The sequence below is a fragment of the Modestobacter sp. SSW1-42 genome (assembly GCF_046635825.1).
Lineage (GTDB): Bacteria > Actinomycetota > Actinomycetes > Mycobacteriales > Geodermatophilaceae > Modestobacter.
The window spans coordinates 106162-130654 of sequence record NZ_JBISCA010000006.1 but is presented as its reverse complement, the minus strand read 5'-3'; the positions used below and the strand labels follow the sequence as shown (position 1 = coordinate 130654).

Sequence of the window (24493 nt, the reverse complement as noted above, 5' to 3'; positions counted from 1 at the left end):
AGCGGGCTGGTCGTTCGTCACGGGCGGCACAACGGACAGCCTAGGTCGGGCATTCCCCGAGGCCCCGCTGCAGGGCCCCGCGGGGAGCTCGCGAGTCGTGGGGGGCAGCGGGGTCCTCCTGCACACCCCGCACGGGGGGTGCTGGGGACGCGGGCGTCAGCCCGCGGCCTGGACGGTGACCTCGGCCAGGTCGGCGTTGAAGACGCTGCCCGCGGGGACCAGGCCGGTGACCCAGACCAGCACGTAGCGGGTCGTGACCGGTGCGGCGAAGGCCAGGTCGGTGGTGCCGGTCAGCTCGCCCTGGGCCGCGACCGTGAAGTCGCCCAGGTCGCCGTCGGGGGTGCCCCCGGTGCGGACCTCGACGGTCGCGCCGGGCTTCGTGGTCTGCAGCTGGACGCCGCCGACCGCCTGGTCGCTGCCCAGGTCGTAGACCACCCCGACGCCGTCCTTGAGGTTGCCGAAGTCGGGGGAGTTCCGGTAGTCCAGCGTGGTCCAGGCGGTGGCCGGGTCGCCGTCGGTGGTGAGTGGCACGTCGTCGTCGTTCTCCGGCTCCCCGTCGCCGAAGGGGTCGTACACGGCGGCGGTGGTGACCGGCAGCGGAGCGCCCGGTGCGGCTGCGGCCGGGGACGACGGCTCGCCGGCCGCGGGCGAGGAGCCGGCGGTGACGCCGGGGACCGAGCCGGTGCCGTCGGAGTCGACGCTGCTGGCCACGGTCAGCACGTTGCTGCCCACCCACCAGCCGATCGCGATGATCACGGCGAGGGCCAGCAGCGGCAGCCCGACGACGGCCAGGCGCCGGCGGGCGGTGGGGGCCGGCTCGTCGTCCGCCTCCTCCTCGTCGGGGAAGGTCTCCTCCCAGTCGAGGTCGTCCTCGTCGTCGACGGCGGGGGTGTACCGGGCGGCCAGCGGCCGGGCCATCGCGCGCCCGGGGACCGGCGGGAGGGTGTGCGGGTCGAGCCGGACCGGGCCGCCCGGGTCGTCCGCGGCGTCGGCCAGGTCGCGGCGGTCGCGCAGCTTGCGCATCCAGCCGCTGTCGGTCAGGCCGTCGGGGCGGGCTGCCTCCTGCGGGGCCGTGCGCGGGCGCTCGGCGAGCAGCGCGACCATCGCGCCGGCGCTGGACAGCCCGTTCGCCGGGTCGGTCGAGCGGGCCCGGCGCACCAGGGCGGCCAGGTCCGGAGAGGCGATCGGGGTGGGGCGGCCGGCGGTGAGGCACAGCTCCAGCAGCGCGCCCAGCGCGGCGATGTCGCCCTTCTCGGTGCTGGTGGCGGCCGGCACGGACAGCAGCCCGACGAGGCCACCGGGGCGCAGCACGACGTGCTCGGCGGTCAGCCCGCCGACGGCCAGGCCGACCCGGTGGGCCTCCGCGACGCCCTCGGCCAGGCGGCGGACCACGGCGCTGGCCTCGCGCTCGCCCAGCGGCCCGCTCTCGGCCAGCCGGTCGGAGAGGCGGGTGCCCTCGATCCACTCGTTGACCACGTAGGCGGCGCCGCCGGGCTCGGTGCCACCGGTGCCCTCGGCCGCGTCGTAGACCATCGCCAGCGCCGGCGTGGCCAGCCCGCCTGCGGTCAGCGCGCGGTTGATCCACTCCCGGGCCGCGGGGCCGCCGGGGGTGTGCACGCGCAGCGCGACGTCCCGGTTGAGCACCCGGTCACGGGCCCGCCACGAGCGGATGACGCCGGTGGGGGTCACCTCGTCGGGGGCGACCTGGTCGAGCGGGCGGTAGCGGTCGGGCAGGCCGGTGGTCGTGGACGTCACGGACGCTGCCGACCTCCTGCTCTGTCCTGCCGAGGACGACGCCCCCGTGCCCGGCACCGGTGGTCTGGTCACCGTGATCGCCCGAGCCGCGCCCGGACACCGGCCAGGCCGTCCCGGACCTCGGGGACGCCGACCACCACGGCACCCGCGACCACCGCGCTGCCGATGACCACGGTACCGAGGAGGACCGCTCCGAGCGACCCCGGGACCGACTCCCCCAGCGACCGGCCGGCGAGGGAGACCGCGACCCAGCCCAGGACGCCGGCGACCAGCGAGACCAGGGCCATCCGCGCGACCGTGCGGCCGGCGTCCGGGCCGGCGCGGACGCCGAGCTTGCGGTGCAGCGCGATGCTGCCGGCCAGCCAGCCCATCAGGTACGTGGTGCTGGTGGCGATCATCAGCCCGGCGACGACGTGCTCGGGGCTGACCAGCGCGGGCACCAGCAGCAGCAGCGGCACCCGGACGGCGACCATGGCCAGCTGGATGAACGTCGGCGTCCGGGCGTCCTTCATGGCGTAGAAGACGCGCAGCTGCAGGAGGGTGACCGCCATCGGCAGCAGCCCGAAGGCGCCCCAGGCCAGCGCGATGCCGATCGCGTGGGCCTGCTCGACGCTGGTGTTGCCCCAGCCGAAGGCGACCGTGGCCACGGCGGGGCCGAGCACCACCAGGACGGCGGTCACCGGCAGCAGCCCGGTGGCCGACAGGCGGGTGCCCAGGGTGAGGTCGGCGACGACGCCGTCCAGGTCCTGGCGGGCGGCGGCGCGGCTCATCCGGGGCAGCAGCGCGGTCAGCAGGGCGACGCCGATGATCCCGTAGGGCATCTGGAACAGCAGGCTGGCGATGGCGAAGGCGCTCGAGCCCAGCCCGCCCTCCCGGCCGGCGGCGTTGGCCACGCGCATCGCGATGATCACGCCGACCTGGCTGATCGCCGCGTAGGCCACGACCCAGATGCCCAGCGAGCCGGCCTCGCGCAGCCCGGTCCCGCGCAGCCCCCAGCGCGGGCGCAGCGGGACGCCGGCCTTGTGCAGCAGCGGCAGCAGGACCAACGACTGGACGGCGATGCCGGCGGTCGTGCCGATGCCGAGCAGCCACACCTGGTAGTCGCTGATGGTGACCGGGGTCAGCTCGCCGGGGCCGCTGGCGGCGATGAACAGCGCACCGGTGGCGATGACCACCAGGTTGTTGAGCACCGGCGCCCAGGCCGGGGCGCCGAACACCCCGCGGGAGTTGAGCACCGCGGCGGCCAGCGCGCCCAGTCCGTAGAAGACGATCTCCACCAGCAGCAGCCGGGCCAGCCAGTTGGCCAGCGCGACCTGGTCGGCGTCCCCGCTGATGTCGGCGAGCCGGGTGAGCAGGGGTGCCCCGAGCACGCCCAGACCGGTGATCACCAGCAGGCCCGCGGTGGCGACCGTCATCAGCCGCTGGGTGTAGCCGACGCCGCCGTCGGGGTCCTTCACCTGCGCCTGCACCAGCAGCGGGACGACGACCGAGGACAGCACGCCGCCCAGCAGCAGCTCGTAGACCAGGTTGGGCAGGGTGTTCGCGGTATTGTAGGCGTCGTTGACCAGGGTCACGCCCAGCGCCGCGGCGATGACCACGGTGCGCAGCAGCCCGGTGAGCCGGCTGACCAGGGTCGCGACCGCCATCGTCCCGGCGGCCCGCAGGATCCCCTTGCTGCCGCCGGGGGCGCCCTCGCGTTCGGTGACCTCCGCGTCGTCCTCGTCGACCCGCTGGACCGGCGGGAAGGCGGGGATGAGCTGGGTGTCGTCGGGCCCGGGGACGAAGCGGCGCACGCGGGTGGACGGCGGGACGGGCGGCAGGTCGGTGCGCCGGCGCGGCACGACCGGGGGCAGCCCGGCCACGGGGGCGGGGTCCAGCGGCGCCACCGGCGGCAGCGGCCGGCGCGCCGGCGGCGGGGGCACCTGCGGCAGCTCGGCGCCGGTGCGCGGGCCGGCGCCCGACGGCCGGACGGAGGGGTAGTTCGGCGGCAGGGGCAACGGCCGCGGCGGGACCCGGGAGGGTGCGCCGTCGGCGGAGGAGCCCGCGTCGCGGGGCGGCGGCGGGGACGCCGGGGGCGCGGTCTCGGGCCCGCCGACCCCGCGCACGCCCTTGTACGGCGGCGGCGGGAGCGAGACGGGCGGTCCGGGACGGACGGGCGGGCGGGCGGCACCGTCGGCGTGGGAGCGGTCGCCGGGGCGCTGCTCGTCGCCCGGCTCCCGGGACCCGGCGGCGGCGCGCTGGTCCTCCGCGGAGCGGGCGCGGGGTCCGTCGCTCACACCGGGCTCCGGGTGGGCGGCAGGCTGGCGCCGTCGGCCGGGGACGCGTCGCCGCCGGCCTCGCCGCGGCGCCGGGCCAGCACGAAGTTCACGGCCCGGCGCAGGAAGAGCAGACCGAGCAGGCTCGCGGCGCCGATGGTGAGCCCCAGCGTGATCGGGCCGTAGGCGGTGCTCCGCACCTGCATCCGGACCTCCTCCCCCAGCAGCTCGCCGCCGGGGGTGGTCAGCCGGGCGGTGACGGCGAAGCCGCCGGACTGCTGGACCCGGGAGGGCACCTCCAGCTGACGGCGGGAGTCGGGCTCCAGGGTGGTGACGCCGATGTCGTCGGTGGTCAGCTGCACGTTCTCGCGGGTGATGAGCTCGAGCTCCACGTCGATGGGGAAGGGCAGGTCGTTGCGCACGGTGAGCACCAGCGGCGCGTCCTGGGAGGCGAGGCTGTACGTGCCGTCGACCGGGGCGACCAGGGTGACCTGGCGGCGCAGCGCGTCGAAGGTGTCCCGCAGCCGGGCGGCCGAGGCGGTGAACCCGACCGGGTCCCCGCGCCAGCCGGCCGAGGCGGCGCGGGCGATGGCGGCGTCGTAGCCGGCGAGCACGGTGGCCGGCTCGGTCACGGCAGCGGCGAAGTCGTCGCGCACCCGGGCGGTCGCGGCGACCACGCCGACGTCGTCGGTCGACAGCGGCGTCCCGGTCCCCGCCTCGGGCACCAGGTCGCCGGCCGGCCCGGGTGTCGTGGCGGCCGGGTCGGCGCCCGTGCCGGCCAGGTCGGGCACCGGGACGGCGGCCAGCCACGGCTCCTGGACGGTGTCGGCCATCATCGCCGCGACGGTCGCCGGGTCGGGGTCGATGCGGCGCGGCGGGACGACGAGCAGCGTCGAGGGCGCGTCCGTCGTCTGGGTGGCCAGCGCGCCCAGCTCGGCCAGGAAGCTCTGCTCGGTGAGCCGCCCCGTGTCGGTGCCCTCGGTCGCCTCGGTCACGAGCTCGGTGAGCCGCTGGTCGGCGACCAGGGCGGTGACCGGCCCCGCCGCGGTGGGCAGGGTGCTGGCCGGTGCCGCCGAGCCGCCCGCGGCGCCGACGGCGCGGTCGCCCGCGGTCAGCGACCCCTGGGCGAGCACGACGGTCCGGGCGCCGCCGCTGCGCAGGGCGTCCAGGGTGTCCGGGCGGACCGCGCCGTCGACCGGCCAGGCGACGTCGGTGCGCGGGGTCACCCCGAGGACGTCGCGGACGATCGCGGCGCCGGCCCCCTCGGCGGTCGCCTCGGTGGTGCCGGGGACCCCGGGCTGGCGGGCGGTGCCCTCGGGCGTGCCGGGCAGGGCGCGGGTGAGCACGTCGGTCGCCCCGGCGGCGACCACCGCGTCGCCGTCCACGTCGGCGTAGGGCAGGGCGACCACCGACGTGGCCGCCGCGGTGCGCAGCCGCCCGAGCAGCTCGGCGGCGTCGGCGGTGCCGGTGCCCTCGGCGTCACCGACGCGGTAGGGGCCCGCGGCCATGACCGCGAGCTCCTCCAGCAGCGCCGGGTCGACGGCCAGGGTCACCGGCACGGCCGGCCGGGACTCACCGGGCGCCCGGGGCAGCCGGTCCAGGACGTCGAGGGCGCGGTCGAGCCGGCCGCCCTCGGCGACCTGGGCGGCCAGCTCGTCGTCGAGGAAGGTGCCGGCGGGGTCGCGGTGCGGCCGGTCGGTGATCGGCCAGAGCCAGGCGACCGTGGTCCGCCGGTCGGACGGCGCTCGGACGACGAGCTGGGTGGCCAGCTCCCCCACCCGCTCCTCGGTGCCCTCGCTGCTGACCCCGTTGACGTTGACCAGCACCGGGTAGACGCCGTCCTCGGTGAGCTGCAGCGCCTCGGCGGTGGTGGCGTAGTCGAGGGTCAGCGACTGGCCGGGGGCGAGCCCGCTGTCGACCTCCTGCCAGGGCGCCGCGGCGGTCGCTCCCGCGGTGTCGGCGGCGTCGCGCTCGGCGTCCAGGCCGGCCCGGGTGCGCAGCACGTCGCCGCGCTGCAGCCGCACCGACAGCTCGCGGTAGGTGGTGGGACCGTCGTTGACCAGGGTGAGCCGGAGCTGGACCGGGGCCCCGGGGGTCACCGTGCGGGGCTCGAGCTGCTCGACCACCACCCGCACCGGCCGGGTCGCCTCCGTGGCGGCGCTGGCGGCGCCACCGTCGTCCGGCGTCGCCTGGGCGGCCGGCAGGCCGACGACGCCGGTCAGCACCGTCAGCACGGCCCCGAGGACGGCGACCCGCCCCGCGGCCCGGGAGCCCGGCAGCGTCGCGCAGGAGGCGGCGCCGAGGCCGGGGTGGCGGCCGTCGGCGCGGCCGGCGGCCCGCCGCCTCACGCGCTGTCGGCCAGCAGGCCCGGCGCGCGCTCCACCAGGGCGCGCTCGTCGGCGTAGGCCAGCCGCCCGCCCAGCTCGGTCAGCGGCACCCAGGCCACCTCGGTGACCTCCACGTCCTCGTCGGACAGCGCGCCACCGGTGGCCCGCAGCAGGAAGTGGTGGACGGTCTTGTGCACGCGCCGCCCGTCGGCGACGAACCAGAAGTCGATGATCCCCAGCGGCGCGACGACCTCACCGATGATGCCGGTCTCCTCGGCGACCTCGCGGACGGCGGTGTCCTCGGGCGTCTCGCCCTCCTCGATGTGCCCCTTGGGCAGGGACCAGAGCAGGCGGCCACGCCGGTCGGTGCGCCCGATGAGGGCGGCCCGCGGTCCGGTCAGCGCGTCGTCGGCGACCACCAGGCCGCCGGCCGAGGTCTCGTCGACCCGGCGCAGGCGGCGGCCGGGGCGCTGTCGCCCGCCCGTCCCAGCCATGCGGAGAGGGTAGCGCGCGCGACCGCACTACCCTCGATCGTCGTGTCCGTCGAGCATCCGCGTCGCCCTCCCGCCCAGCCCGTCCCCGCGGCGGTGCAGGCGACGGTCCGCGAGCTCGTCGAGGTCGAGCCGGTGCTCGTCGAACTGGGTGAGCGGTTCACCGCGGCCGGCTTCGAGGTGCACCTCGTCGGCGGGTCGGTGCGCGACGCGCTGCTGGCCGCGGGGTCGTCGTCCCCGGTGCCGGCCGGTGACCTGGACCTGACCACCGACGCCCGGCCGGAGCAGACCCTGGCGGTGCTGCGCGGCTGGGCCAGTTCCACGTGGAACACCGGGATCGCGTTCGGCACGGTGGGCGCCGAGATCCGCGGCACGCGGGTCGAGATCACCACCTTCCGGGCCGACCGCTACGACCGCGAGTCCCGCAACCCCGAGGTGGCCTGGGGCGACTCGCTGGTCGACGACCTGGCCCGTCGGGACTTCACGGTGAACGCGATGGCCGTGTCGCTCGGGCCCGACCGGGCGGTCACCGACCCCTTCGGCGGGCTCGGCGACCTGCTCGCCCGCCGGCTGCGCACGCCCGGCCGTGCCGAGGACTCCTTCGCCGACGACCCGCTGCGGATGCTGCGCGCGGTCCGGTTCGTCGCCCAGCTGCAGCTCACCCCGGACGACGAGGTCGTCGCGGCGATGACCCGGCTGGCCCCGGAGCTGGCCCGGATCACCGCCGAGCGGGTGCAGCACGAGTTCTCCCGCACGCTGCTCAACGACGCCCCCCGCGAGGCGCTGGACCTCTTCGTCTCCACCGGGCTGGCCGACGTGGTGCTGCCGGAGCTGTCGGCGCTGCGGATGGAGATCGACGAGCACCACCAGCACAAGGACGTCTACGTCCACTCGCTGATCGTGCTGGACCAGGCGATCGCGCTGGAGCGGGCCGACCCGGCGTCCCCCTCGCCGGACCTGGTGCTGCGGCTGGCCGCGCTGCTGCACGACATCGGGAAGCCGGCCACCCGCCGGCACGAGGAACGCGGCCGGGTCTCCTTCCACCACCACGAGGTGGTCGGCGCCAAGCTGGTGCGCAAGCGGCTGACCGCGCTGAAGTACCCCAAGGAGGTCGTCGAGGCCGTCGCCCGGCTGACCTTCCTGCACCTGCGGTTCCACGGCTACGGCAAGGGCGAGTGGACCGACTCCGCCGTCCGCCGCTACGTCACCGACGCCGGTGACCTCCTCCCCCGGCTGCACAAGCTGGTGCGCTCGGACTCCACGACCCGCAACAAGAGGCGGGCGGCCGCGCTGTCGGCGACCTACGACTCGCTCGAGGAGCGGATCGCGGTGCTGTCGGAGGCGGAGAACCTGTCGCGGATCCGCCCCGACCTCGACGGCAACCGGATCATGGAGCTGCTGGACATCCCGCCGGGCCGCGAGGTCGGCGAGGCGTGGCGCTTCCTCAAGGACCTGCGCCTGGAGCGCGGCCCCCTGGAGCCCGACGAGGCCGAGGCCGAACTCCTCACCTGGTGGCGCACCCGCTCGTGAGTGGAGTCCCACGGCGCCAGAAACGCACCGCTGGGACTCCATGACCGGGCACCTGTGGATGACGGGGCACTGGTCCCGCGGCTTCGACCACGCTCGTCGGGTGCCGTCCGAACCGCCCACCGTGTCCACGCGGGCCCAGCTCGCGACCCAGGGGGTCACGCGGCACCGCGTCCGTCGGGCCCTCGGCTCGGGTCGCTGGCTGGAACCGGTGCCGGGCGTGGTCGTACGCCACTCCGGGAGCCTCACCCGGCGGGAGCGTCACGAGGTCGCGCTCGCCTGGGGTGGCCCGGGCGCGCGGCTCTCGCACTCGACGGCGTTGTGGCTGCACCGGGCGCGGATCGAGGAACCCCGGGCCGCTCACCGGGTGGCGGGGTGCGCGGGGACTACCGGCAACCCGCCGACGGCGGGCTCGTCGAGGTCTCGGTGCCTCACGGGCGGCACCTCGAGTCCACCGGCTTCGTGGTCGTCCACCAGACCCGGCGTCCGTTGGGCGATCAGGTCGTGTCCGGACTCCCCGTCACCGGTGCAGCCCGGGCCGCCGTCGACGTGCCGCTGTCGGCCCGTCGACGTCAGGACGTCGAACACGTGGTCGCCGACGTCCTGCAGAAGGAGCTCACCGACCTGGCCGAGCTGGCGGCCGAGACCCGAGCGGTGGGCCGGCTGGTCACGCCCTGGCTGCGTCAGACGCTGACCGACGCCCTGCGTGGCATGCGCTCGGTCGGCGAGGCCGACCTCCGGCGCGTGATCCTGGCCGCGGGACTACCGGAGCCGGAGTGGAACGCAGCCGTGTCCACCCCGTTCGGCGCGTTCCACCTGGACGCCTACTGGCGAGCCCAGCAGGTGGGCGCGGAGGCGGACGGCACGGCGTTCCACCTGTCGGCCCGTGACTGGCAGGCCGACCTGGTCCGCCAGAACGCCGTCCACGTGACCGGCATCCGGCTCATGCGCTTCCCCGTGCCTCGACTGCGTTCCGCCGGTCAGGCCTGCGGCCGCGAGCTGTGGGCGGCACTCGGGCTCTGATGGAGTCGGAGGGGTGCGATTCTGGCGCGCTGGGATTCCATGGCGCCGTGGCGGGCCCAGCGGGAGAAGGCGAGGGCGGTGAGGAGGTAGCCGGCGCCGACGGCGACGAGCACCGGCCAGCTGACCCCGGTCGCGGGCAGCAGCAGTGCCCCGACCAGCAGCGCCAGCACGTAGAAGACGTTGAACAGGGTGTCGTAGGCGGAGAAGACCCGGCCGCGGAAGTCGTCGTCCACCGACTCCTGCAGGGTGGTGTCGACGCAGATCTTCACGCCCTGCGCGACGAACCCGAGGGTCAGCACCGCGGCCACGACGGCCGGCGGGGTGAACAGCCCGCCGAGCACCAGTTGGCCCACCCCGGCGAGCAGCAGCAGCGCGATCACCCACGGCGCCTTGCCCCACCGGCGCACCGCGGCCGGGGTCACCGCGGCGGCCAGCAGCGTGCCGGCCGCGCCGGCGGCCAGGACCTCGCCCAGCCCGGCCAGCCCACCCGGGAACAGCCCCGACTCGTCGGTGAAGCTGTTGCGGTAGAGCAGCAGGGTCATCAGCGTGAGCAGCCCGTAGAACACCCGGTGCACGGCCATCACCGACAGGACGGCGGTGGCCGGCGGGTGGGCGAGCATGTGCCGGGCGCCGGCGACCATCCCGTGCAGGACGTCGCGGGCGCTGACGGTGGCCGCGAGGGTCAGGTGGTCGGGCCCCAGGTACGGCCGCGGGAAACCGGAGACGACCGCGGAGGCCACCAGGTAGGGCACCGCGGACACCAGCGCCAGCAGGGCGTAGCTGGCCGAGCCCGAGCCGGCCAGCTCGGTCGCCCCGATGGCCACCCCGCCGCCCAGCACCGCGGCGATCGCGCCCGAGGTGGTGGACAGGGCGTTGGCCGAGACCAGTGACGGCTCGTCGGTGACGTGCGGCAGCCCGGCCGACAGCGCCGAGAGCACGAACCGGTTCACCGAGAAGACGAGCAGCCCGGCGACGTAGAAGCCGGCCCCGGTCACCTCGGCCAGGATCAGCGCGGCCACGCCCAGGACCAGGACGGCGCGGACGAGGTTGGCGACCAGCAGCACCTGCCGGCGGCTCCAGCGGTCCAGCCACACGCCGGCGAACGGGCCGACCAGCGAGTACGGCAGCAGCAGGACGGCGAAGCCGGCGGCCACGTCGAACGGGTCGGTGGCCTGCGAGGGGTTGAACAGCACCGTCCCGGCGAGCGCGGCCTGGAACACGCCGTCACCGAACTGGGAGGACAACCGGGTCGCCAGCAGCCGGCGGAAGTCGCCGCGCAGGAGGAGGTGACGCACGGTCGTGGGCGCCTGCTGCACTCCGCCAACACTACGTCGCCGGTGGTGACCTGCCAGCCCAGCGCGGGCCACCGGTGGACGGCGCACCCGACGCCGGCCGGCAGGTCGGCGTGGCGCCCCTCACCGTCGAGGCTGATGCACACTGGAGGGGATGAACCCGGTGCCCTCGTCACCCGATCCCGAGCGCCGTCCGACCGCCGAACAGGCATCCGGACGCCGCCGGTCCACCGACGCACCCGCGCTGTCGGTCGGCACCCTGGACGACGTCCGTCCTGGCTCGTTGCTGGTCGCACTGCCCGGGCTGACCGACCCGACGTTCACCGGCTCCGTGGTCTACGTGCTCGACCACTCCGACACCGGCACCATCGGCGTCGTGCTCGGCCGGCCCAGCGAGGTGCGCATCGGCGACGTCCTGCCGGGCTGGTCGGAGCTGGCCGTGGCGCCCGAGGTGTTCCACGTGGGCGGGCCGGTCGAGGCCGACACCGCGCTGTGCCTGGCCACCCGCCGCGGCAGCTCGCCGCTGCCGGCCGACAGCGGCCTGCGGCAGGTGTCCGGCGCGGTGCACCTGGTCGACCTCGACAGCGACCCCGATGCCCTGGACGGCGAGATCGGCGGCCTGCGGGTGTTCGCGGGCTACGCCGGCTGGTCCAACGGCCAGCTGGCCGCCGAGCTCGCCGAGGGCGCCTGGGCCTGCGTCACCGGCCTGCCCGGCGACGTGCTGACCGGCGCGGCCGGTCCCGAGCTGTGGCGGTCGGTGCTGCGCCGTCAGTCCGGCCGGCTGGGCGTGCTGTCGACCGCTCCCGCGGACCCCAGCGCCAACTGACCCGGCGTGTCGGGTCGACACCTGCGCGTGTCGACTTCCCGTCCCCGGCCCTCAGCTGGTAGGAAGGAACCCGCAAGAGGGGGCGGCCTGGGGAAGAGGCCGCCCCCTCTTGTGCTGTCTGTCGGCCCTCGCTCAGAGCCCCAGGGTCGCGGCGATCTCCGGGTGCGCGGTGAGGTCGACCGTGTCGGCGTCGGCGGGCAGCGGGATCTCCCGTTCGCCGTGGTCGGACAGGTCGATCGTGACCTGGAAGTCCTGCAGCTCCGTCACGTACCGCAGCAGCAGCCGGCTCTCCGCACCCACCGCGATCGTGGCGCCGGTGCCGCTGCGGAAGACCGAGGCCAGCTCGCCGTCGACCTGCTCGGCGCCCTGCCAGGTGTAGGCACCGAACGACCCCGGGTCGTCGGCGCTGGGGGCCGACAGCCGGGTGACCATCTGCACCAGCACGTCCAGCAGCGACGCCGTCCCGTTCGCGTTCGCCGCGGTGACCGGACGGCGGACGTAGGTCGCGGCCGGGAGCCCGGCGCCGCCGAGCGCCTCGGCCAGCCCGGGCACGTCGCCCTGGTACAGCTCCTCCTGGCTGAAGAACAGCGTGCGCGTCTCCTCGGGCCGGCCGTCGCCGTAGGTGGTCACGGCCTGGGCGCGGCCGATGCTCCGGGCGAAGTCGACCTCGCCGGTGAGGGTCAGCACCGCGCCCTGGGCGTACGGGGCGCGGACCTCGAAGTCGGCGCCACCGGCCTCGCGGTCGGCGTGGAGCACCTGGCTGAGGACCTCGGCCTCCTGGGTGCTGACCGGGTCACCCGGCGTCCGCTGCGCGGCCTCGTCCTCGCCGCAGCCGGCCAGCAGGACGGCGACCACACCGAGGACCGCGACCCGGGACGACAGGCGCGCGAGCGGACGGGGACGACGGAGCGGGTGCATGCCCCCAGCGTAAGGACCTCCTCGCCCCCCACCCCTCGCAAGCTCGGCATGGGCCCCTGCGAGGAGGCCGAACAGATCAGGGCCCCGGACCGTGAGGTCCGGGGCCCTGTGCAAGACCTGCGTCAGCGCTCGACGTCGCCGCGGATGAAGGCCTCGACGGCGTCCCGGGCGGTGCTGTCGTCGTACTGCTCCGGCGGGCTCTTCATGAAGTACGAGGACGCCGACAGGATCGGGCCGCCGATGCCGCGGTCCTTGGCGATCTTCGCGGCGCGGACGGCGTCGATGATGATGCCGGCCGAGTTCGGGGAGTCCCAGACCTCGAGCTTGTACTCCAGGCTCAGCGGGACGTCGCCGAACGCGCGGCCCTCGAGGCGGACGTAGGCCCACTTGCGGTCCGACAGCCACGGCACGTGGTCCGAGGGGCCGATGTGGACGTTGTCCTTGCCCATGTCCCGGTCGACCTGGCTGGTCACGGCCTGGGTCTTGGAGATCTTCTTGGACTCCAGGCGCTCGCGCTCGAGCATGTTCTTGAAGTCCATGTTGCCGCCGACGTTGAGCTGCATCGTGCGGTCCAGCTGCACGCCGCGGTCCTCGAACAGCTTGGCCAGCACCCGGTGGGTGATGGTGGCGCCGACCTGGCTCTTGATGTCGTCACCGACGATCGGCACCCCGGCGGCGGTGAACTTGTCGGCCCACTCCTTGGTGCCGGCGATGAAGACGGGCAGGGCGTTGACGAACGCGACGTTCGCGTCGATGGCGGCCTGCGCGTAGAACTCGGCGGCCTGCTGCGAGCCGACGGGCAGGTAGCAGACGAGGACGTCGGCGCCGGACTCGCGCAGCGCGGCGACGACGTCGACCGGCTCCTCGTCGGACTCCTCGACGATCTCCCGGTAGTACTTGCCCAGGCCGTCGAGGGTGGTGCCGCGCTGGACGGTCACGCCGAGCGGCGGGACGTCGGCGATCTTGATGGTGTTGTTCTGGCTGGCGGAGATCGCCTCGGAGAGGTCGCGGCCGACCTTCTTGCCGTCGACGTCGAACGCGGCGACGAACTCGACGTCGGAGACGTGGTAGTCGCCGAACCGGACGTGCATGAGGCCGGGGACCGTCGCGGTCTCGTCGGCGTCCTTGTAGTACTCCACGCCCTGGACGAGCGAGGCGGCGCAGTTCCCGACGCCGACGATGGCGACCTTGACCGATGCCATGGACTGTCTCCCTCCGGCGGACCCGCTGCGGGCCCGGACGATGTGTGGTGCGGATCTGGTCGTGCTGATCAGGTGGTGCTGGTCGAGCTGTGCGGTGCGGGTGGTGCCGTCCTGGGGGGCGGCGGGCCGGCCGCCGGTGGTGCCGCACCGGGGTCGGTGCGCTCGCTGTCGATCAGCTCGGTCAGCCACCGGACCTCGCGGTCGACGGAGTCCAGACCGTGGCGCTGGAGCTCGAGCGTGTAGCGGTCGAGCCGCTCCTGCGTGCGGCGCAGCGAGTCCAGCAGCCGGTCGCGCTGGCGCTCGAGCGTGCGGCGGCGGCCCTCGAGGATGCGCAGCCGGACGTCGGAGGCGGTGTGGGCGAAGTTGGCGAGGTGGACGCCGAAGCGGCCCTCGTCGTCGTAGGCCTCCGGCCCGGCCTCGCTGACCAGGTCGGCGAAGCGCTCGCGGCCGGCGTCGGTGATCGTGTAGACGACCTTGCCCCGCCGCCCGGTGAGCGCGGGGGCGTCGGCGGGCAGCAGCGCCCGCGGGGTGGGCTCGTCGCTGGAGATCAGCCCGGCGGCGTGCATGCGCTTGAGCGCGGGATAGAGCGAGCCGTAGGAGATGCTGCGCCGCCCGCCCAGGACGGCGGCGAGCTCCTTGCGCAGCTCATAGCCGTGCACGGGCGACTGGTGCAGCAACCCCAGGATGGCGAACTCGAGCACCGTGTCACCTCACTCTCGGCCGGTCGATGTATCGGGACGATACATCCGGCCGCGGTACCGAGCGCAAGTCGGAACGGACCCGGTCGGGACCGCGCGTGTCCGTCCCGACATCGCGGGAGGGTCGTCGCGCGGCCTCCCGCTGCGTACATTGACCCCGTGCCCCGGGCGCCGAGCCGCTCCCCGGACGGGCAGCACGCACGAACCGGCGCCGCGTCGCGACGGAGTGGTCGCCACACGGCTGGGTCCGGTGTGCCGTGTGGTGCGCACGTGCCGGATCCCGGTCCGCTCCCTGCCCGGGCACAGCCGGAGACGGCATCCTGGGTGGGCCGGGCGGAGCGACACCCTCGCCACCCGACATCCCACGAGCTGCAGGAAAGGGGCCACCGCGTGCCTCCCTTCGACGAGACCGCCCGCGTCGGCCCCAGTGCCGGTCAGGTGCGCCGCCCACCGGCGGCCCGGGCGGCGAACGGTGGCGGCGCCGCCGGACCGCGCCGTCCGGCAGCGCCGAGCCGCAGCCGGGCGACGGCCTCCCGCAGTGGTGAGGCGCGCCCGCCGGCGGCCCGGTCCGGTGGGGGTGGCGGGCGACCGCCGGTCAAGCCGCCGACCGGGGGACGCCGTCCCGGGGGCTCGGGCAGCGGCGCGGGCCGCCCACCGGGCGGGGCGGGGAAGAAGCGCACCGGCAAGCAGCGGCGGCGTCGCTTCCTCAAGTTCGTCGCCGGTGCGTTCCTGGGCATGCTGGTGCTGCTCGGCGTCTTCGTCGGGGTCGTCTACGCCTCGACCGAGGTCCCGTCGCCGGACTCGATCACCAACAAGCAGACGACGGTCCTCTACTACGCCGACGGCGTGACCGAGATGGCCCGGCTGTCCGACGGGGAGAACCGCACCAGCGTGCCGCTGGCGCAGATCTCCGAGCCGGCCCGCAACGCCGTGCTGGCCGCGGAGAACCGGGGCTTCTACTCCGACCCGGGCATCTCCTTCACCGGCATCGCGCGGGCGGCGTGGAACAACGTCACCGGCGGCTCCACCCAGGGTGGGTCGACGATCACCCAGCAGTACGTGAAGAACGCGATCCTGAACTCCGACCAGACGTTCAGCCGCAAGTTCAAGGAGCTCTTCCTCGCGGTCAAGCTGGACAACGAGTACTCCAAGGACGAGATCCTGGAGAACTACCTCAACACCATCTACTTCGGCCGTGGTGCCTACGGCATCGAGACCGCGGCGAACACCTACTTCGGTGTCCCGGCGTCCCAGCTGACCGCCGAGCAGGGCGCGGTGCTGGCGGTGCTGATCCGCAACCCGAGCGCCAACGACCCCGAGACCAACCCCGAGGGCGCGCAGAAGCGCTGGGGCCTGGTCCTGGACGCGATGGTCGAGGCCGGCTGGGTCGACCCCGCCGCCCGGACGCCGATGGCCTACCCGCCGGTGCAGCCGAGGACCGGCGCCAACCTGGGCATCCCGTCCGGGCCGGAGGGCCTGATCGTCGAGCAGGTGCTCGACGAGCTGACGGGCCCGGGCATGGGCTTCGAGAACGTCGAGGGCGCGGGCCTGCGGGTCACCACCACGATCGACAAGGGCCACCAGGACGCCGCCGTGGCCGCCGTGAACGACGTCATGGACGGTGAGGACCCGGGTCTGCGGCAGGCGCTGGTGGCGGTCGACCCGCGCACCGGTGGCGTGGTCGCCTACTACGGCAACAAGCAGCACGGCAGCGACGACCCGACGGTCGACACCACCGACTACGCCCAGGCCTACAAGCAGCCCGGCTCGTCGTTCAAGCCCTACACCGTGGCCACCGCCCTGCAGAACGGCTTCAGCGTCGACACCCGGCGCGACGGCACGTCGCCGCAGGAGTTCCCGGACCGCGAGCGCGAGGTGGTCAACTCCGGCAACGCCCAGTGCGCCGCCTGCACGATCAAGGAGGCGGTCACCCGGTCGCTGAACACCACCTTCTACGGCCTGGCCTACGACCTGGGCCCGGCGAAGGTGGCCGAGCAGGCGCGGGCAGCCATGGGCATCGGCGAGACCTGGCCGGACGACGGCTCGGTCCCGGAGACGCTGCGGGGCAAGACGTCGCTGGCCAGTCCGGAGAACGGCCAGACCGGTGGCGCGATCGGCATCGGTGAGTACGAGGTCCGCCCGATCGACCAGGCCGTGGGCTTCGCGACGCTGGCCGCCGGCGGGATGTACCACGAGCGCCACTTCGTGGCCCAGGTCGCGGACACCACCGGTGCGGTGCTGCGGACGGTGACCGGCGCCGAGAACGCGCGGCCGGTCATCCCGGCCGAGGTCGCCAGCGACACCACCTTCGCGATGGAGGACGTCGCCAAGTCGTCCAAGCGGGCGCTGGAGGGCAACCGCCCGGTGGCGTCGAAGACCGGCACCCAGGGCCTGGGCGCGGAGAACTCCGACGCCTGGATGGTCGGGTTCACCCCGTCGATCTCCACGGCCGTGTGGATGGGCACCCAGGGCATCGCGCCCATCCGCGACGCCCAGGGCAAGATCATCTACGGGTCGGGGCTCCCCGGTCAGATCTGGCAGCAGTTCATGGACGCCGCGCTGGCGGGCACGCCCGAGGAGCCGCTGCCCGCCAAGGCGGTGATCAAGGCCGACCCGCAGGTGGACGACGTCGCCGAGGCGACGACGGAGGCGCCCGCCTCGACCAGCCAGGCGCCGGTGACCCAGGAGCAGCAGCAGGCGACGCAGGCCCCGGCGCCGTCGACCGCGGCCCAGAGCACCGGTGCGGCGGAGTCGCGGGCCCGGGAGCGGGCGCGGGCCGAGGCCGAGCGGGCGCGTCAGGCGGCGGCGAGCAACAGCAGCGCCGCGGCGGCGAGGTCCACCGCGTCGACGAGCAGCGTCCCGGAGCCCACCGCGACCCCGGAACCGCAGCCGGCCCAGCCGTCGGCGCCGGTGCAGCCGATCCCCACCCCGAGCACCAACTGACGCAGGCACACTGATCGCGTGACCGCACCGCCGACGGGCCCGTCCTCCGCACTCCCGGAGGGCGGGCCCGTCGCGTCGGGCGCCTCCGCGTCGAGCCGGCGGCGGGTCGACGTTGCCGTCCCGGCCGACCCCGACCGCGTCGTCCCCAGCTGGGTCGACCCGGTCGCGGCGCAGGCCAGCGAGGCCGTGGGCGGCCCGTGGGGGCGGCACGCGGTCACCGGACGGGCGCTGTTCTGGACGCCGCTGCGGGTGTGCCTGCTGTTCACCGTGGTGGTGCTCGGCCTGGCCTGGGCCAAGCAGGCGCCGTGCGCCTCCGGCGACTGGTCGGGCTCGAAGCAGTACACCCACCTCTGCTACAACGACGCCGTCCCGCTGTTCGGCATCCACGGGCAGGACGAGGGACTGGTGCCCTACCTGGACTCCGCGGTCGAGTACCCGGTGCTCACCGGCGGCCTGATGCAGCTGGCCGCGGTGGTGGGCCGGGCCTACGACGCGCTGGCCGAGGGGCCGGGGCTGCTGCCGGACACCGTGCCGGTGGAGACCTACTACGTCGTCACCTGCCTGCTGCTGTCGGTGCTGGCCCTGCTGGTCACCCGCGGCGTCCTCGGGCTGACCGGCCGCCGCCCGTGGGACGCGGCGATGGTGGGGCTCTCGCCGCTGCTGCTGGTGCACGCCTTCACCAACTGGGACCTGCTGGCCGTCGCGCTGACCACCTTCGGGATGCTCGCCTGGGCGCGCCGCCGTCCGGTGCTGGCCGGGGTGCTGATCGGGCTGGGGATCGCGGCCAAGCTGTACCCGGTGCTGTTGCTGGGCGCCCTGTTCGTGCTGTGCCTGCGGGCCGGGCGGTTGCGGGCGTGGCTGTCGGCCACCGTGGCCGCGGGGCTGGCCTGGCTGGCGGTGAACCTGCCGGTCGCGCTGGCCGCGCCCGAGAACTGGGCCCGCTTCTTCAGCCTCAGCGACACCCGGCCGGCCAACCCCGAGAGCGTCTGGGCGATGCTGCTGGACCTCACCGACGGGCAGGCGCTCGACGGCCCGCTCGCGGCGGGGCAGACGCCCTCGGTGCTCAACGCGACCGTCGCGGTGCTGATGCTGGCCGCGTCGGCGGGGGTCGCCTTCCTGGCCCTGGCGGCCCCGGTCCGGCCCCGGGTGCCGCAGCTGGCGTTCCTGCTGGTCGCGGCGTTCCTGGTGTTCAACAAGGTGTGGAGCCCGCAGTACTCGCTGTGGCTGCTGCCGCTGGCGGTGCTCGCCCGGCCGCGCTGGCGGGAGCTGCTGGTCTGGCAGGTCACCGAGGCCCTGGTCTGGCTCACGACGATGCTGTACTACCTCGGCACCGACAACCGCGGCATCGGCGTGGAGTGGTTCTACCTCTCCGTCGGGGTGCGCGACGTCGTCGTCCTCGTGCTCGCCGGCCTGGTGGTGCGCGACGTCTGGCGGCCCGACGGCGACCTGGTGCGCCGCAGCTGGCCCGGGATCGACGACCCCGCCGGCGGCGTCCTGGACGGCGCCCCCGACCGGGTCACACTGCGACGCTGGCGCGCCGCACCGCGGCCCGGAGCCGTGCCCCTGTCAGGGTGAGCCGCTGAGCCGCTGAGCCGCTGAGCCGCTGAGCCGCTGAGCCGCTGAGCCGCTGAGCCGTTCGGTCGTGGGACCCTCCGGGCCCCACTCCTCGCGGTCCCCAGTGGCCGGGCCCCGCCGTCCGCCGACGGGTGGTGGTCCCGGTCCGTCGTCCGCTGCTCCGCCGGTCGTCCGGGGGTCAGCCGAGGGCCTCGCGGAGGAGGGTGATCTCCTCGGCGTGGCCGGCGGCGTCGCCGGGGGTCTCCAGGACCACCGGCGCCCCGGCGGCCCGGGCGACGCCGACCAGCAGCTCGAGCGGGATCTCCCCCGACCCCAGCGGTGCGTGCCGGTCGCGGCCGGAGCCGGCGGGGTCGCGGCTGTTGTTCAGGTGCACCAGGTCGATCCGCCCGGTGATCGCACGGACGTCCTCGACCACCCGGGTGAGGTCCCAGCCGGCGGCCCAGGCGTGGCAGGTGTCGAGGACGAACCCGGCGCCGAACTCCCCCACCGCGTCCCAGAGCCGGGCGACGGCGGCGAGCTCGCGGGCCATCGCGTTGTCACCGCCCGCGGTGTTCTCGATCAGCACCGGGACGCCGAACCCGCCGTCCTCGGCCTGCCGGGAGAACGTCTTGCGCCAGTTGTCGACGCCGGCGGCCGGGTCGTCCTCCGCCAGCACGTGCCCGCCGTGCACGACCATGCCGGCCGCGCCGATGGCGGCCGAGGCGGCGGCGTGCTGGCCGAGCAGCTTGCGGCTGGGGATGCGGATCCGGTTGTTGGTCGAGGCCACGTTGACGATGTACGGCGCGTGCACGAAGACGGCGACGTCGGAGGCCAGCAGGTCCGCGGCGTCCGGGCGGTCCAGCGGCTTCTTCCAGCCCTGCGGGTCGGCGAGGAAGACCTGGACGGCGTCGGCGTCCATCTCCGCGGCCCGGGCCAGCGGGCCACCGTCGTCCAGCTCGTTGGTCTCGGTCAGGCCCGGTCCGACGTGGACACCGATCAGCTGCTCAGCCACCCGGCGACAGTAGTGCCGCGACCGGTGGGTCCACAGGTCGGAGCCGGGTGGTCCGGCTCGCTGGTAGCCTGTGCGGTGCTCGTCCCGTCTGCTGCCCGCTCCCGTGGGTCTGGACGGGGTGCGCGACGCGTGTACGACCCTCCTGCTGCAGATCCCCTGCGGCCGCTGAGACCAGAGGAGGTGGGGTTCTCCGTGCGTCACTACGAACTGATGATCATCCTCGACCCCGAGCTCGAGGAGCGCACCATCGCTCCCAGCCTGGATCGATTCCTGACCGTCGTCACCAACTCCGGTGGCACCGTCAAGACCGAGATCTGGGGCCGCCGTCGGCTGGCCTACGAGATCAAGAAGAACGTCGAGGGCATCTACGCCATCGTCGACATCCAGGCCGAGCCTGCTGCTGTCGCCGAGCTGGACCGCCAGCTGAACCTCAACGAGTCCATCCTGCGCACCAAGCTGATGCGGCCCGAGGTCCACTGACCATGGCCGGCGAGACCGTCATCACCGTCATCGGGAACCTGACGGCCGACCCGGAGCTGCGGTTCACCCCGTCCGGCGCCGCCGTCGCCAACTTCACCGTCGCCTCGACCCCCCGCACCTTCGACCGTCAGTCGCAGGAGTGGAAGGACGGCGAGGCGCTGTTCCTGAGGTGCAACGTCTGGCGCCAGGCGGCCGAGAACGTCGCCGAGTCCCTCACCCGCGGTTCGCGGGTCATCGTGTCGGGGCGGCTCAAGCAGCGCTCCTTCGACACGAAGGAGGGCGAGAAGCGCACCGTCATCGAGCTCGAGGTCGACGAGATCGGCCCCTCGCTCCGCTACGCCACGGCCAAGGTCACCCGCGCTGCCCGCAGCGAGGGTGGCGGCGGCGGCGGTGGTTTCGGCGGCGGCAACGGTGGCGGTGGCGGCGGCGGCGGCTTCTCCGGCGGCGGTGCGAGCGACCCCTGGTCGACTCCGCCGGCGTCCTCCGACGAACCGCCCTTCTGAAAGGACCCCCTCGCTCCCCAGGCCACGCTCCGCGCGCCCTGGGCCCCGGCGAGGGGGCCACACAACATCTCTGAACGACTCTCCCTGGAGAACCCCAAGTGCCGAAGCCTCCCCCCCGCAAGATCAAGAAGAAGGTCTGCCAGTTCTGCAAGGACAAGGCGACCTACATCGACTACAAGGACACGACCCTGCTGCGGAAGTTCATCTCCGACCGCGGCAAGATCCGTGCCCGCCGCGTCAGCGGCAACTGCAGCCAGCACCAGCGTGACGTCGCCGTGGCCGTGAAGAACAGCCGCGAGATGGCACTGCTGCCCTACACCTCCACGGCGCGCTGACCATGAGCACCATGAAGCTGATCCTGACCGCCGAGGTGACCGGTCTCGGTTCCTCCGGCGACACCGTCGAGGTCAAGGGCGGCTACGGCCGCAACTACCTCCTGCCCCGTGGCCTGGCCATGGTGGCCACCCGTGGGGCCGAGAAGCAGGTCGCCAGCCTGCGCCGGGCGCGTGCCGCCCGTGACGTGCGCACGCTCGAGGAGGCCCAGGCCGTCGCCGCCCGCCTCTCCGGGCTGACCGTCACGCTGCCGGCCCGTTCCGGTGACGGCGGCCGTCTGTTCGGCCGCATCACCACCGCCGACGTGGCCGCTGCGGTCACCGCCGCCGGTGGCCCGGAGCTGGACCGTCGTCGCATCGAGCTGCCCAGCAGCATCAAGAGCGTCGGCACCCACACCGTCACGGTGCGGGTCCACCCCGAGGTCAGCGTCCCGGTCACCCTGGACGTCGTCGCCGGCTGAGTTCTCCCCAGCACCATCCCCACGAGGGGCGTCGGACTCCGGTCCGGCGCCCCTCGTGGCGTTCCCGGGGGCCGGTCGCCGTCCGCTCGTGTCGACACGGTGTGCGGAGGCGGTCGTGTCGACACCGGGGCACGGTCGCCGCCCCGACAGCCGGTTGCTGCATGGTCACCGTGCGTGCGGTGCGCGTGTGACCAGCGGGAACGATACGACACGCCGGTGGTGAAGGACACCCGCTGGTCGGCCGGATTTCTTCCGTCCACAGCCTGCGCACGGACCGAGTGCAGGTGGCGGGCGGGTTGACGGGACACGACGGGGCCGGTCCCCTGCGGTCTCCACACGGTGACCACCGCAATCCACCGACTTGTCCACAAGTTGTGCAGAGAGGCGTGCACAGCGGTGTTGGACGGACCCCCTCCCGGGTTCCTACCGTCGTCCCCGGCTCCCGCCGGACCGAGGACTGTCGGCACCCGGTGGTAGACGTGTGTCGAACAGCTGTTCGAGCAGGGCGCGTCGCGCCGGTGGTCCTCCGGGCCCCCGCGCGCGGCAGAGGAGGGTGGACCACGTGGCGGTACTGGACGACATCAGCAGGCCGCGGGCCGCGGCTCCGGAGTACGACCGGCAGCCCCCTCAGGACGTCGCTGCCGAGCAGTCGGTGCTCGGCGGCATGCTGATGAGCAAGGACGCCATCGCCGACGTGGTGGAGGTCCTGCACGGTGCCGACTTCTACCGCCCGGCCCACCAGATCGTCTTCGACGTGATCCTGGACCTGTACGGCCGCGGGGAGCCCGCCGACGCGATCACCGTCGCCGCCGAGCTCAACCGCACCGACCAGCTGTCCAAGATGGGCGGCGCGGTCTACCTGCACACGCTCATCGCCTCCACGCCGACCGCGGCCAACGCCGGCTACTACGCCGCCATCGTGGCCGAGCAGGCCGTGCTGCGGCGGCTGGTCGAGGCCGGCACCCGCGTCGTCCAGCTCGGCTACGGCGCGGCCGGTGGCAAGGGCGACGTCGACGACATCGTCGACCGCGCCCAGCAGGAGATCTACGACGTCACCGAGAAGCGGATGAGCGAGGACTACTCGCGCCTGGCCGACGTCCTGCAGCCCACCATGGACGAGCTGGACGCGATCGCCTCCCGCGGTGGCACCGCCCGCGGTGTCCCCACGGGCATCCGCGACCTCGACGAGCTGACCAACGGCCTGCAGGCCGGGCAGATGGTCGTCATCGCGGCCCGGCCCGGTGTCGGCAAGAGCACCCTGGGGCTGGACATCGCCCGCTCGGCGACGGTCAAGCACCACATGCCGGCGGCGATCTTCTCGCTGGAGATGAGCAAGCACGAGATCACCATGCGTCTGCTGTCGGCCGAGGCGAAGGTGCCGCTGCACCACATGCGCGCCGGCTCGCTGTCCGACGAGGACTGGTCGAAGCTCGCCCGCCGGATGGGCGAGATCGCCGACGCCCCGCTCTACATCGACGACTCCCCGAACATGACGATGATGGAGATCCGGGCCAAGGCGCGGCGGCTCAAGCAGCGCAACGACCTCAAGCTCATCGTCATCGACTACCTCCAGCTGATGACCTCGGGCAAGAAGGTCGAGAGCCGCCAGCAGGAGGTCTCGGAGTTCTCCCGTGCGCTCAAGCTGCTGGCCAAGGAGCTCGAGCTGCCGGTGATCGCGATGAGCCAGCTGAACCGTGGGTCGGAGCAGCGTCAGGACAAGAAGCCGATGCTGTCCGACCTCCGTGAGTCCGGCTCGATCGAGCAGGACGCCGACATGGTGATGATGATCCACCGCGAGGACATGTACGAGAAGGAGTCCCCGCGGGCCGGCGAGGCCGACATCATGCTGGTCAAGCACCGCAACGGCCCCACCGCCAACGTCACCGTCGCCTTCCAGGGCCACTACAGCCGCTTCGTCGACATGGCCAACTGACCGGTCCCCTGCCCCGTCGCGCCGGGCGGCGCGGTCCGGTGCAGGTGCCCGCTGCCGGCCGCGCTCCGGTGCGTCACCGGTGCGCGTGTCGTCGCACGATCGGGTGGATCGGCTCCAGTCGGGGCCCTCCGGTGTCGATGTCCAGGATGTCGTCCGTAGACCGATCCTGGGAGCCCACTCGTGCACACACTCCTCACCGGCCTGTTGAGCAAGGTCGCCTCCGCGGGTCTCACCGCCAAGGTGGCCGCCGGTGCGACCGCCCTCGTGGTCGCCGGTGGTGGTGCGGCCGCGACGGCGCAGGCCGTCGAGTCGACCCCGTCCGCCGGTACCGAGGTCTCCGCCGAGCCCACGGACACCCTGGTGACCGACCCGGTCGTCACCGATCCGGCCCCCACCGGGCCCGAGGTCACCGACCCGGCTCCCACGGAGCCTGAGCCGAGCGAGCCGGCCCCGACCGAGCCGGCCCCGACCGAGCCGGCCCCGACGGAGCCGGCCCCGACGGAGCCGACGGAGCCCGAGCCCGCGGAGCCGGTGGTCCCCGAGCCCGACGTGACCGAGCCCGACGTGACCGAGCCCGAGGTGACCGAGCCGGAGGCGCCGCAGGCGGCCCACCCGGACAACCACGGCGCCGCCGTCTCCGCGGTCGCCCACGACAAGAGCGTCACCGGCCGGGACCACGGCAAGGCCGTCTCGGAGGCCGCCCGCGCCGGCAAGGACGCGGACGACGAGGCGGACGAGGTCGAGGTCGAGCAGCCGGAGGCCCCCGAGGTGGCGGCCGAGACGGGCGGGAACGGCAAGGGCAAGGGCAAGGACAAGGGCTGAGCCCGCCCGCAGGGCAGTGAGCCGACAGAGGTCGGGCGACGTCCGCCCGGCCCCTGTCGCCGTCCTCACGCCGGGTGGCCGCGCGTCGCTGCGGAGGATCCGCCCCGCGCGCTCGTAGCGTCGGGAGTCGATCGACTCC

General features: G+C 74.3%; 20 protein-coding genes. 11 read left to right on the top strand and 9 right to left on the bottom strand.

Translation table 11 applies throughout. The features are described 5' to 3' along the window. Positions 1-156: 156 nt before the first annotated feature. The 4 genes from ACGBYP_RS19845 to ACGBYP_RS19830 all read right to left on the bottom strand — a co-directional run bounded on the left by ACGBYP_RS19845 (position 157) and on the right by ACGBYP_RS19830 (position 6831). Positions 157-1755: a hypothetical protein gene (locus tag ACGBYP_RS19845; RefSeq protein WP_411586941.1), complete on the bottom strand. Its 1599-nt coding sequence runs from the start codon at positions 1753-1755 to the stop codon at positions 157-159. A 68-nt stretch (positions 1756-1823) separates the two neighbouring features. Beyond that, a complete protein-coding gene (murJ, locus tag ACGBYP_RS19840; RefSeq protein ID WP_411586940.1) occupies positions 1824-4031 on the bottom strand; it encodes a murein biosynthesis integral membrane protein MurJ in 2208 nt (735 codons plus the stop codon). Beyond that, on the bottom strand, positions 4028-6358 hold the full coding sequence (locus tag ACGBYP_RS19835) for a DUF6049 family protein (protein WP_411586939.1): 2331 nt from the start codon (positions 6356-6358) through the stop codon (positions 4028-4030). The genes murJ and ACGBYP_RS19835 overlap by 4 nt, the downstream gene beginning before the upstream one ends. Continuing rightward, the gene (locus tag ACGBYP_RS19830; protein ID WP_411586938.1) at positions 6355-6831 is read right to left on the bottom strand and encodes an NUDIX hydrolase; all 477 of its coding nucleotides are present in this window, start codon (positions 6829-6831) and stop codon (positions 6355-6357) included. The genes ACGBYP_RS19835 and ACGBYP_RS19830 overlap by 4 nt, the downstream gene beginning before the upstream one ends. A 42-nt stretch (positions 6832-6873) precedes the next feature. On the opposite strand from ACGBYP_RS19830, the gene ACGBYP_RS19825 reads away from it, so the two are divergent. Both ACGBYP_RS19825 and ACGBYP_RS19820 read left to right on the top strand, forming a co-directional pair. Beyond that, a complete protein-coding gene (locus ACGBYP_RS19825) occupies positions 6874-8358 on the top strand; it encodes a CCA tRNA nucleotidyltransferase (protein WP_411586936.1) in 1485 nt (494 codons plus the stop codon). A 372-nt stretch (positions 8359-8730) separates the two neighbouring features. After that, positions 8731-9378 carry a hypothetical protein gene (locus ACGBYP_RS19820; protein ID WP_411586935.1) on the top strand — a complete coding sequence of 216 codons (648 nt, stop codon included), beginning with the start codon at positions 8731-8733 and terminating at the stop codon, positions 9376-9378. Here the strand turns inward: ACGBYP_RS19820 and ACGBYP_RS19815 are convergent. Then, positions 9336-10673 carry an MFS transporter gene (locus ACGBYP_RS19815; protein WP_411586934.1) on the bottom strand — a complete coding sequence of 446 codons (1338 nt, stop codon included), beginning with the start codon at positions 10671-10673 and terminating at the stop codon, positions 9336-9338. The two genes, ACGBYP_RS19820 and ACGBYP_RS19815, sit on opposite strands and share 43 nt — an antisense overlap. Positions 10674-10824: 151 nt before the next feature. On the opposite strand from ACGBYP_RS19815, the gene ACGBYP_RS19810 reads away from it, so the two are divergent. Next, complete coding sequence (locus ACGBYP_RS19810; protein ID WP_411586932.1) at positions 10825-11496, top strand: YqgE/AlgH family protein; 672 nt, start codon at positions 10825-10827, stop codon at positions 11494-11496. A 132-nt stretch (positions 11497-11628) separates the two neighbouring features. Here ACGBYP_RS19810 and ACGBYP_RS19805 read toward each other — a convergent pair whose 3' ends face one another. The 3 genes from ACGBYP_RS19805 to ACGBYP_RS19795 form a co-directional block, all read right to left on the bottom strand. Then, the gene (locus ACGBYP_RS19805; protein WP_411586930.1) at positions 11629-12414 is read right to left on the bottom strand and encodes a hypothetical protein; all 786 of its coding nucleotides are present in this window, start codon (positions 12412-12414) and stop codon (positions 11629-11631) included. Between the two features lie 122 nt (positions 12415-12536). Further along, on the bottom strand, positions 12537-13616 hold the full coding sequence (locus ACGBYP_RS19800) for an inositol-3-phosphate synthase (RefSeq protein ID WP_411586929.1): 1080 nt from the start codon (positions 13614-13616) through the stop codon (positions 12537-12539). A 68-nt stretch (positions 13617-13684) separates the two neighbouring features. Continuing rightward, the gene (locus ACGBYP_RS19795) at positions 13685-14317 is read right to left on the bottom strand and encodes a PadR family transcriptional regulator (protein WP_411586927.1); all 633 of its coding nucleotides are present in this window, start codon (positions 14315-14317) and stop codon (positions 13685-13687) included. A 387-nt stretch (positions 14318-14704) separates the two neighbouring features. Here ACGBYP_RS19795 and ACGBYP_RS19790 point away from each other — a divergent pair, with 387 nt between their 5' ends. Further along, entirely contained in the window at positions 14705-17257 is a 2553-nt protein-coding gene (locus ACGBYP_RS19790; protein WP_411586925.1) for a transglycosylase domain-containing protein, read from the top strand. Positions 17258-17275: 18 nt separating this feature from the next. Continuing rightward, the gene (locus tag ACGBYP_RS19785; protein ID WP_411586924.1) at positions 17276-18832 is read left to right on the top strand and encodes a glycosyltransferase family 87 protein; all 1557 of its coding nucleotides are present in this window, start codon (positions 17276-17278) and stop codon (positions 18830-18832) included. Positions 18833-19010: 178 nt separating this feature from the next. Here the strand turns inward: ACGBYP_RS19785 and ACGBYP_RS19780 are convergent, their stop codons facing one another. After that, on the bottom strand, positions 19011-19823 hold the full coding sequence (locus ACGBYP_RS19780; protein WP_411586923.1) for a deoxyribonuclease IV: 813 nt from the start codon (positions 19821-19823) through the stop codon (positions 19011-19013). 192 nt (positions 19824-20015) lie between these two features. On the opposite strand from ACGBYP_RS19780, the gene rpsF reads away from it, so the two are divergent. The 6 genes from rpsF (at position 20016) to ACGBYP_RS19750 (ending at position 24354) form a co-directional block, all read left to right on the top strand. Beyond that, positions 20016-20303, top strand: a complete 288-nt coding sequence (gene rpsF, locus ACGBYP_RS19775; protein WP_411586921.1) for a 30S ribosomal protein S6 — start codon at positions 20016-20018, stop codon at positions 20301-20303. A 2-nt stretch (positions 20304-20305) separates the two neighbouring features. Continuing rightward, positions 20306-20806, top strand: coding sequence for a single-stranded DNA-binding protein (locus ACGBYP_RS19770; RefSeq protein ID WP_269174224.1), 501 nt, complete (start codon positions 20306-20308; stop codon positions 20804-20806). A 98-nt stretch (positions 20807-20904) separates the two neighbouring features. Further along, on the top strand, positions 20905-21141 hold the full coding sequence (gene rpsR, locus ACGBYP_RS19765) for a 30S ribosomal protein S18 (RefSeq protein ID WP_036333041.1): 237 nt from the start codon (positions 20905-20907) through the stop codon (positions 21139-21141). Positions 21142-21152: 11 nt separating this feature from the next. Then, a complete protein-coding gene (gene rplI, locus ACGBYP_RS19760; RefSeq protein WP_411586920.1) occupies positions 21153-21599 on the top strand; it encodes a 50S ribosomal protein L9 in 447 nt (148 codons plus the stop codon). A gap of 562 nt (positions 21600-22161) precedes the next feature. Continuing rightward, positions 22162-23532, top strand: a complete 1371-nt coding sequence (dnaB, locus tag ACGBYP_RS19755) for a replicative DNA helicase (RefSeq protein ID WP_411586919.1) — start codon at positions 22162-22164, stop codon at positions 23530-23532. Positions 23533-23712: 180 nt separating this feature from the next. Next, complete coding sequence (locus ACGBYP_RS19750) at positions 23713-24354, top strand: hypothetical protein (RefSeq protein ID WP_411586918.1); 642 nt, start codon at positions 23713-23715, stop codon at positions 24352-24354. The last annotated feature ends 139 nt before the right edge of the window (positions 24355-24493 follow it).

Bases quoted from the DNA above. Each gene is read 5' to 3' on its own strand.
- ACGBYP_RS19830 (WP_411586938.1), bottom strand. From the start codon at position 6,831: ATGGCTGGGACGGGCGGGCGACAGCGCCCCGGCCGCCGCCTGCGCCGG.
- ACGBYP_RS19810 (WP_411586932.1), top strand. From the start codon at position 10,825: ATGAACCCGGTGCCCTCGTCACCCGATCCCGAGCGCCGTCCGACCGCC.
- ACGBYP_RS19805 (WP_411586930.1), bottom strand. From the start codon at position 12,414: ATGCACCCGCTCCGTCGTCCCCGTCCGCTCGCGCGCCTGTCGTCCCGG.
- ACGBYP_RS19800 (WP_411586929.1), bottom strand. From the start codon at position 13,616: ATGGCATCGGTCAAGGTCGCCATCGTCGGCGTCGGGAACTGCGCCGCC.
- ACGBYP_RS19770 (WP_269174224.1), top strand. From the start codon at position 20,306: ATGGCCGGCGAGACCGTCATCACCGTCATCGGGAACCTGACGGCCGAC.
- rplI (WP_411586920.1), top strand. From the start codon at position 21,153: ATGAAGCTGATCCTGACCGCCGAGGTGACCGGTCTCGGTTCCTCCGGC.